Here is an 8,973-nt window from a genome sequence, read left to right as displayed (position 1 = left end):
TGAGTTACTGGATCGCGTGATCGCGGGAGTGAAGTTCGTCGATGGTGTCGAACTCAACCCCAAGGCAATAGCAGCGTAAACACATTTACCCTTGGGATGCCCTCCACCCCCCGCCATCCACAACTTTTGGAAATTTCTCGGCCAGTTGCTGGAAATTGACTACGAACCAGTGAGGAGGTTGAAGGAGTAGCGTTCGGTGTTTGTGAAGGAAGCGTGTCCAAGACCTCCTGCGCATCTCCGCAAATAACCTGGTTCGGTGTCATCGTGACCGAGGGAATCACTTCTCCTGAGCGCTCAACGTAGCGAGGCGCGGCCTAATCATCACCTGATCCCGTTGCCCGATAGACCGTTGCCGGAGGTGCGACGCTTGTTCTTGGTTTTGGGGCATTCTCGCTGTGCCGATACTCATAGATGACAGCTCGGACTAGCGGCGGAGGGGTAGGCTAGACGTTCGTTGATGGGAGGGTCCATCCATTTTTCCTTCGTTTCCGCTCCATTCTAGTGCGGAGCCCGCCGGTTTGGGCGATGTGGTTTGCTCAAGCTGCCAGGAGAAGACTTTTCGCAATTTGTACTCTTTCCGCAACAGATACCCCTTTCAGCAATAGAATGAGTGAGGAATGAAGACTCTGTCAGCAGACTAACGCAGTGATTCAGCTGAGGCGGCGGCGACAGTCTGGGCCTGGTCGATGAGTACGTCCTTCATGAACGTCGCAAATGGTGACGAATGAACGGCGTCTCGCTTGCGAGCGCGGCTCCGAGACTCAATGGCCAGTTTTAGCAGCGGGATTATCCGGTGGCGCTGCGGCGCATCGTGGCGCTGGTCGAGGTGGACGGGAAGGAAGTGGCCATGGAATTTCTGACCAACAACCTGGAGTGGAGCGCCCAGAGCATCGTGGAGTTGTATCGCTGCCGCTGGCAGATCGAAGTCTTCTTTGCAGACCTTGCAACTGGCCGACTTCCTTGGCACCAGCGCCAATGCGGTGCGCTGACAGGTGTGGACGGCGCTGCTGGTCTATCTGCTGTTGCGCTCTCTGGCGTTTCTGTCGCAGTGGAGCCACAGCTTCAGCCGGCTGTTCACTTTGGTGCGCGCGGCCTTGTGGAAAAAATGGGACGTGTTGAGTTGGCTGCGCCGCTATGGGACAGCCGACGGCCAATTCCGCTATCTGGCCCGGCCCGAGCAGGCGTATCTGCCGGGTTGGGGCTGAACCTGTGGGACAGCCCATCGAACCATGACCACTTTTTCGGCCCTGTGCCATGTGATTCAAACCAAAAACTCCTAACGCCCTTGGCCAATGTCACCCTCACTTTTCAGGGAAACCCAAGGGCTTTGCCCGCAATTCAAGACTCTGTGTGATGGGTGTGGTATCATTTAGTTGGTTGGTTGAAGAGCCATTGGGTTGCAGAATCGAAGGTTCGCTGCGATGCAAGGGTAACCGGACTTTGAAGCGAGTCTCACCGGGCTTGGATTCAAACTCAATTTCACCGCCATGCCGGTCGGCCACGATGCGGTTACTTATGATCAGGCCGAGGCCGGTGCCACTGCCGACGGGCTTGGTGGTAAAGAAAGGCTCGAACATGTGCGCCTGCACTTCCGGGGGAATGCCTGCACCGTTGTCAACGATTTCCACCAGAAGTTGATTGTCTGCGAGGCAGGTGCCAACGCAGATTCTGCCGGTGCCGTTGACAGCATGAATGGCGTTGTCAATAAGGTTGGTCCAAACTTGGTTGAGTTCGCTGCCATACGCCGGAATGCGCGGCAACGAACGATCAAAGGCCCGCATAAGCGTCACGTTTTTCAATTTGTGGCCGAGCATCGTCAAGGTGCTATCGAGGCCTTCGTGGATGTCCACCTCCTGCATCGGCGATTGATCCATGTACGAATAGGATTTGACGGCCTTCACCAGTTCCGCAATGCGTCCGGTGCTTTGCTCAACCTGGCCCAGCAACGATTTCAAATTGATGCGCGCTCCCAGCCAGCCCAGAGCATCAGCACGGCTCGCGGCCGGAAGTTTGCTTGTCAATTCTTCAAGCCACACTGAGTCCAAACCGGCGCTGACAAACGTGGGAGCCAATTCATAGGCCGACGCCATCCCGTGGGTTTCGAGCCAGGCAGCAATGGCTTCAGCACGGTCACTGCGTTCGAGATGGTCGAGGACGGGAGCGTGTGTGAGCCGTTCCAAGGCATCTTGCGAGGCTGGCAAAAGGTGCTGCCAATGGTCATGCCCCAAGGTTTTGGTCAGGCTGCAGAGGAGCTGTTGCACTTTGTCCGTGGTCTCCTGCAAATGCGCGGCGGCGCGGCGTGCGGCCGCCGCTGGATTATTAAGCTCGTGCGCCAGCCCGGCCGCCATGGTGCCGAGAGAGGCGAGCTTTTCCCGCTGCTGCGAATAGCCTTCCATGTTGCGGACCTTGTTGGCGGCACTGCGAAAAATCTCCCGGGCCACCGAGCGACAGGTGCTCAGCATGTGCCAGAAATCATCCTCGCCGAGACGAAACAATCTGGCCGGCTTGGACACGCGCGCCGTCGCGAGCCACGGAATGTCCAGAAGCAATGTGGTTTCACCGGTGTAGTTACCGGGCTTGATGGCCCCCATGAGAATGCTCTGTTTATCATAAGTCCGTGTGAGACGAATTTCGCCTGCGAGAACCAAGAAGAAAAACGCAGAGTGTTCGCCTTCGGTTACCAACACGGTTCCGACGGGCACATCAATCACTTCGCCGGGTTCAATGCAGCCGATTTGTGCGTCGTCCAGTCCGGCAAACAGCGGGGTGGCGCGGACTTGCTGGAGCGTTTCCGGATTCATCATTGCAACAGTCCGAGGTATTCGTGGACAAGCTTTACGGCCATGGCTCCTTCACCCACGCCAGAGGTGACGCCTTTGGCGGAACGATGCCGCACATCGCCGGCCACGAAGATTCCCGGAACGCTCGCCTCGAGATAAAACGGATCTCGATCCACCGACCATTCCCTCGGTCGCTTGCCGTCACGCAGCAGATGTTGGCCGGTGATCAGGTAACCTTGCGCATCCCGCTCGACGATGCCCGCCAGCCAGTCCGTGCGCGGAACGGCCCCGGCGTAAATCAGCAGCGCACTGGCGGACACGGTTTCCTGCGCACGGGTCTTGTTGTTTTGAATCGTGATGGTCTCGCAGCAATCAACCCCCGCCACCGCGACGACGCTGGAGTTGATCCGCACCGAAATATTTTTCGTCGCGGCGATCTGATTTTCGAGATACTGCGACATCGTGTCGGACAAGGAATTGCCGCGCACCAACATCGTGACCTGGCGCGCGAATTTGGAAAAATACATCGCCGCCTGACCCGCAGAGTTGGCCCCGCCGACGATGTAGATGTCGCCGTCGCGATAGGAAAAGGCCTCGGACATCGGGGCATAATAATACACGCCCGCGCCGTTAAGCTTTTCCAAACCGGGCACGTCCAGTCTTCTAAAAGCGATGCCGCTGGCAATGAGCAGCGCGCGACAGCCGATCTCCGCGCCATCCGCCAGGGTCAGCATTCGAGCCGGGCCTTCGATGCGGACGCCTTTGACTTCCTGCGGCGCGAGAATTTCCACTCCGAAACGCCGCGCTTGTGCAACCGCACGCCGGGCGAGGTCCGAGCCGCTAAGTCCTGTGGGAAACCCGAGGTAATTTTCAATGCGCGAACTGCGTCCCGCCTGCCCGCCGGGGGCTTCCCGTTCGATGAGCAAGGTATGCAAGCCATCCGCCGCTCCATAAACTGCCGCCGCCAACCCGGCCGGGCGATTTCTTCAAAAGAACGGGATTGAGCCGTAGGGCATGTTTTAGTTGAGTTTTCACACGGATTGGTCGCCGAGCGCGCCGTGGAGTCACATGTGGTTGTAAAATACGCCGATCCGCTGAAAAACGACACTGGCGCGAATCGCCGTTCCGATGGTATGGCTCAACTGCGCTTGTCAAGGATGCTACGGGTCGGCTCGAACAACATCACTCGCCGCTTCCGTTCCTTATCGAAAGCTTTCGATAAGGAACGGAAGCGGGAGCGTCTAAGCGAACCGACCCGTAGTATCCTTGACGCGCCCGACGCCGCCATACAATCAGCCCCGCTTTCATCGCGCCGTACCGACCACCAGCCGAAGGGCTCCCAATGTTTCAATCAGTGATTGGACAATCCGATATTCGCCAATCGTTCATTGAAAACTCCACCATCCTGTACGGCGTTGAGGACTTGCGGCTTCGGTCTGCGGTCGGCGAGCGGGGTAAGTGGAGCGGAGGACGGAGAGGAGCATCTAGCGAATCGCAGCCGGAGCGCAACGCCCGCCGCCGAGCCGCAGACGGAAGCCCGCCGCTCCTGCGGCCAAGCACATGCAAGCTGGTGACGAGCGCGCGGTTTGAGAAGCGGAGCGGGCGTCGTCGAGAGGGGGACAGGGGCGACGGGCAGCCCGTGCACGTCGGGTAAGGGAGTAGCATTGCTGCCACTCCCTCCCCTCAGAACCGGACGTGAACGTTTCCGTTCATCCGGCTCAAGCCGTTTCCAAGCCCTGCTTGAGCAGAGCCGGTATTCACGACGGTTTAATCCCGGCTTCGCACCGATGTATGCCGAATCGCTTGAGAAACGCACGGTCTTCAAAATACCTACGCCAGCGCTGATCAAACGGATTGGCCGTGCCTTTGATCTGCGGATGTCGCCGTATCTTGGTTTCGACTGCGTGTCGCAGCTTCAACCAAACGATTTGGCCAGTCGGGGTTCGGTCGCCAGTGTCCACCGCAAACGTCCACTTGCGTCGTCCGATGGGATGCCAGTATTTTCGCATTACCCATTGGCTCGATTTGTTCGGATGTCGGCGTTTGGCCCAGCGCCAGAGACTTTGCCACAACACATGATCCACCTTGCTGAAGGTGTCCGCGGCCACGATGGATTGGTGATAGTTCGCCCAACCCCGGATCACGGGGTTGAGTTGACGAATCAGCACCTCCTGTGTCGCGGTCACATTCGTCTGGATGATCGTTCGGACTTTCTCCAAGAAGACATGCGTATTCTTCTTCGACGGCTTGATGAGCAGCTTGCCGTCATACTTGCGGAGGTTTTGTCCGAGGAAGTCGAACCCTTCTTCGATAGACGTGATGCAGGTTTTCTCGGGCGAGAGCTGCAAACCACGGTCGCGCAGAAACTGCTCGACCAATGGTCGGACTTCATTTTCCAGCACGTCCTTGGTCGGGCCGGTGATAAAGAAGTCATCCGCGTAACGAATGAGGTTGACCTTGAGCCGGTATTGCCTGGCTCCGTCGCGCCGCCTGCGAAAGGCGACTTTCAGGAGTTGCTCCAATCCGTCCAAGGTCATGTTCGCCAGCGTCGGCGAGATGATGCCGCCTTGCGGCGTGCCCGCCTCCGTGGGGAACAAGGTTCGATTCTCGACGTAGCCGGCTTTCAACCAGCGCCGCAGAACTTCCGTGTCCGTGGGAATCCGATCCAGCATCCATTCGTGGCTGAGATAATCGAAGCAGCCGCGAATGTCGCCTTCCAAAACCCACGGCGCGTGGTTCTGCCGACTGAGCACACTGAAACATTGCTCAATCGCGTCCGCCGTGCTGCGTCCCGTGCGAAAGCCGTAGGAGTGTGAATCCCCCAGCGTCTCGGCGATGGGTTCCAACGCCAGCAAATGCAACGCTTGCATGGCGCGGTCTTTCATCGTCGGGATACCGAGTGGACGCAACTTGCCGTTGGCTTTCGGGATGTGAACGCGGCGCAGCGGTTGTGGTTGATACCCGCGTCGTCGTAACGATCCGATGGCTTTGTGTCTAGCTCCCGGAGTTTTCCAGATGACTCCATCCACTCCGGGCGTTCTCTTGCCTTGATTTTCCGTCACTCGTTTCACGGCCAAGGCTTTGCCGGAAAACGAATGGGTCAGCAGCCGTTGCAAGGCTTTCACCTTGCCCCAGCGGCCTTCCCGTGTTGCCTTGACGATGCGTGCTTGCAGCCTTCTGACGTGGCGTTCACACTGCGGCCAGTCCAACTGTTCCCAGTGTGGTGCGTTGCCGGAGGATGCACACATGGACGAATCCATGTTCATTTGCGATTTCCTCCTGCGAAGGTTCTGCGAGTTCTCTCGTCACGAACGACCCGCCGGAAGTCAGCCCGCTTGCGCGGCAAGATGATGTTGCAATCTCTATCCATCCGATTACCGGACGGCCTTGGCTTTCTCCAGCATCCTCTGCCCGCCAACTCATCAGCGCGCTTTGCAGCAACGCCTGCCTCGTTGAGGCGAGTTGTCGGGTTTACCGTGTTCCACTCAAGTAACATGAAGGAGTTAGTCCCTGTCTCTTCACCGGCAGTCCTGAATGTCCGTGTGCCCCAAGCTACGAGTGAGGCAACCGACTGCGATGCCTTTTGGCGCAAGCCTGTCAGCGTCTTTGGCTTGTTGCGTTTCACGGTGCTTTCGACAGTTCACTTATGTTGGACTTGGCCTTCAGCCTAACCCTCCGACCGCCTTGACGCTGGCAGTCGCGGAGACTTCCTCACGGTGGTCTCCTCGCCCCATCGGGCGGAGATGTATTGTCACGGCAGCTTCCGACACAACCGTTACCAGTTGTGCCGATGCCGCTAGGCTCCTGCGAACGGAACCGCAGGTTCGGCTTATGGTGTTATCCATATCGAACGATTACTTGAGCGACTTTCACGTCGCACCGAAGCAAACCGCGCGTTGGTCACGCCTATCCTTCCAACACCGCGAGGTTTCTAAATATGAGTTCCTGCATCTGCGGGCCGGAGTAGCTGGGCAGTTGTGCGAGTATTTCGATAACACCACTAACTTCGCCTGGTTCCGCCGGGCGGCCTCGGATTTGCATGAATGGGCCATCCGTTTCGGTAAGGATGCGATTTGCTGGAACAAGCTCAATGATCCTACGGGAAGACGGATTGGCGAGCATCTGCTCGTTGACGGAAAAGTAACAACCCAAATTCACTGCACGTTTGGCATCGGCAGGGGAACCAGTGAACCAGTAAAGCACAGCTTGGCTCTTGCTCCCAGCGAGGAAAAGTTCGATGCAGTTTAACACCCCCCTCGTCGCACGAACCGAGTGGACAGACAGAATCTTATTCCCGGCGTCGGCACACAGTTGAAGGATTCGCTGGAAGACCCGCTTTTGCTCGGCGAACGAGGCGTAGTAACGTGGCCCTGCGTCCAAGCCCACCTCGCCGACGAAACGGGCTTTGGGGTTACAAGTCCTCGAACAGCCGGAGTTCACCAGATCGTTCGGCAACAAGCTGCGGATGCAGGCCGAGTGCAGCGCACACATAGGGGGATTCGGCGCAAAGTTCCTTGTTTCGTTGCCATGTCTTGGGTGTGGTTGTGACTGCCAGTGTGGCAACTTTTGCCGAAGAACATTCGGAGAACTTCGTTTCGTGGTCAGGATAAAGGTCTAGGTGGCAGTGATAGTCCACCACTTGTGGGGCCTCTGTCCTGATCATACGACGCGAGCCACGATATTTCTTGCAAGTTTACTAATCTCCTTCATCCCCGCGAGGAACATGCGCTCATAGGCGGGAATTTGGGCTGGAAAATCAGACAATGGACCCGGTTTGTGAATGAGGACTTTTGCCAACTGTGGCTGTGCTTCCAAGCGGGCGAGCACGAGTTGGAGTGATCGCACGTCGCGCCCATTTGCTTTATTGGCCGAGAGCGGCTGTGCGGTCAGGTTGGGGACGCTGTAATCTGTGTCATCGCCGCCGAAGCCGTGCTGAATCGCTGCGCGGCGAATCAGGCATGGGACGCAGTGCCCGCAATGACGAGGCGGTTCTCTGCCACAACTGAAATAGATAAAGCAGGTTATCGTTGCTTGTTTACGGGCGGAGAAAATTGACCGCGCGTCGCTACCACCTTGTCGCCTCAAAAGTAAATGACGCCGAAGGGCGAGGCGTCTGTAGGATTCGTTGCCCAAACCCAAGCGGGCACTTCACTTGTCACCACACCGGTCAGTTCATTTGCTAACCACCAATCCAAGAAATTGGATTGACGTTGCGCCAACACTGCATTAGATGACGGGGCGTGTTCCTCAACGAGTCAACAGAGAACAATTCCAAGCGCCGACCTTCGAAGCGGGCCAGACCGGCAAGCTGACGGCAATGACTGTGGTTCATTCCGATTCGGGCCGCAGGTTCGGCTCACTGTCAGGTCAAGAGCCTGGCGGTGCGACGAGGCCAGATCGTTCCTTGGCGTGGCTGGTTTGTTTCACTGCCCTCATTATGTCACTGGGTTGGGGGCTTCGCGGTTTTATCGGGGGCGGGACGCTGGGGGCCATGATTCCCGGGGCTTTGGTAGGCGGAACAAGGAGAAGAAAATCATCAAGCGAATCGTGGACGGGTGACCGTTTACATGCAGGAGATGATTGACGCAAGGCGCGTTGCTAAAATCCCGCTCTAATTTCCCATGAGCGAACACCGGAAATCGAACCGTGACATCACACAAGCGCGGAAAGGCCACGCCTGCGAGTGGGATGCCGCGATGGTCCTTCGCCTCGCGCCGCAATGGGTCGGAGTTGGCTCCAATGATGTCATCGCGCGGAACGGAAAGTGGTGCGCCGGATGAGCGCAGGGCCCGCATCACGCTTCGGCGCCTGGAAGTGGTGGGTTTGCGGCCTGTTGCTGCTTGCCACGACCATCAACTACATGGACCGCCAGACGCTGGCGAATGCGGCGGTCCGCATCGTCAACGAGTTCAAGCTCTCGAAGGAGCAATATGGCGACCTCGAACTCGCCTTCGGATGGGCCTTCGCCGTTGGCTCGCTTCTGTTCGGATTCATCGCGGACCGTGTCAGCGTGCGCTGGCTGTATCCGGCGGTGCTGTTCGCCTGGTCGCTGATGGGATTTCTCACCGCGTGGACGACGAATTATAACCAGCTTCTCTTCTGCCGCACGTTGCTTGGGCTATTCGAGGCCGGCCACTGGCCCTGCGCGCTGAAGACCACGCATCTCCTGCTTTCGGAGCGAGACCGCACCATG

At 57.8% G+C, this 8,973-nt stretch carries 5 protein-coding genes and 2 pseudogenes; 2 read left to right on the top strand and 5 right to left on the bottom strand.

What is annotated here, in order from left to right; translation table 11 throughout:
* The first annotated feature begins 793 nt into the window (after nucleotides 1-793).
* On the top strand, nucleotides 794-1,354 hold the full coding sequence (locus tag HY298_18585) for a transposase (protein MBI3852267.1): 561 nt from the start codon (nucleotides 794-796) through the stop codon (nucleotides 1,352-1,354).
* Here the strand turns inward: HY298_18585 and HY298_18580 are convergent.
* The 5 genes and pseudogenes from HY298_18580 to HY298_18560 all read right to left on the bottom strand — a co-directional run bounded on the left by HY298_18580 (nucleotide 1,302) and on the right by HY298_18560 (nucleotide 7,913).
* Nucleotides 1,302-2,801, bottom strand: a complete 1,500-nt coding sequence (locus HY298_18580; protein MBI3852266.1) for a cyclic nucleotide-binding domain-containing protein — start codon at nucleotides 2,799-2,801, stop codon at nucleotides 1,302-1,304. The two genes, HY298_18585 and HY298_18580, sit on opposite strands and share 53 nt — an antisense overlap.
* Nucleotides 2,801-3,757: pseudogene (locus tag HY298_18575) on the bottom strand (FAD-dependent oxidoreductase). The gene HY298_18580 and the pseudogene HY298_18575 overlap by 1 nt, the downstream one beginning before the upstream one ends.
* Nucleotides 3,758-4,537: 780 nt before the next feature.
* Nucleotides 4,538-6,046 (bottom strand): group II intron reverse transcriptase/maturase, encoded by a 1,509-nt coding sequence (ltrA, locus tag HY298_18570; GenBank protein ID MBI3852265.1) that lies wholly within the window; start codon nucleotides 6,044-6,046, stop codon nucleotides 4,538-4,540.
* A 640-nt stretch (nucleotides 6,047-6,686) separates the two neighbouring features.
* A pseudogene (locus tag HY298_18565) lies at nucleotides 6,687-7,443 on the bottom strand (TatD family hydrolase).
* Nucleotides 7,440-7,913 (bottom strand): hypothetical protein, encoded by a 474-nt coding sequence (locus tag HY298_18560; protein ID MBI3852264.1) that lies wholly within the window; start codon nucleotides 7,911-7,913, stop codon nucleotides 7,440-7,442. The pseudogene HY298_18565 and the gene HY298_18560 overlap by 4 nt, the downstream one beginning before the upstream one ends.
* A gap of 643 nt (nucleotides 7,914-8,556) precedes the next feature.
* On the opposite strand from HY298_18560, the gene HY298_18555 reads away from it, so the two are divergent.
* On the top strand, nucleotides 8,557-8,973 hold a 417-nt coding region (locus HY298_18555), incomplete at its 3' end, for an MFS transporter (protein ID MBI3852263.1).

Source organism: Verrucomicrobiota bacterium (assembly GCA_016200005.1).
Taxonomy (GTDB): Bacteria; Verrucomicrobiota; Verrucomicrobiia; order Limisphaerales; family PALSA-1396; genus PALSA-1396.
Note: the sequence above shows the minus strand (reverse complement) of the source record. Positions and strands in the feature narration are given on the sequence as shown.

Bases quoted from the DNA above. Each gene is read 5' to 3' on its own strand.
- HY298_18580 (MBI3852266.1), bottom strand. From the start codon at position 2,801: ATGAATCCGGAAACGCTCCAGCAAGTCCGCGCCACCCCGCTGTTTGCC.
- ltrA (MBI3852265.1), bottom strand. From the start codon at position 6,046: ATGAACATGGATTCGTCCATGTGTGCATCCTCCGGCAACGCACCACAC.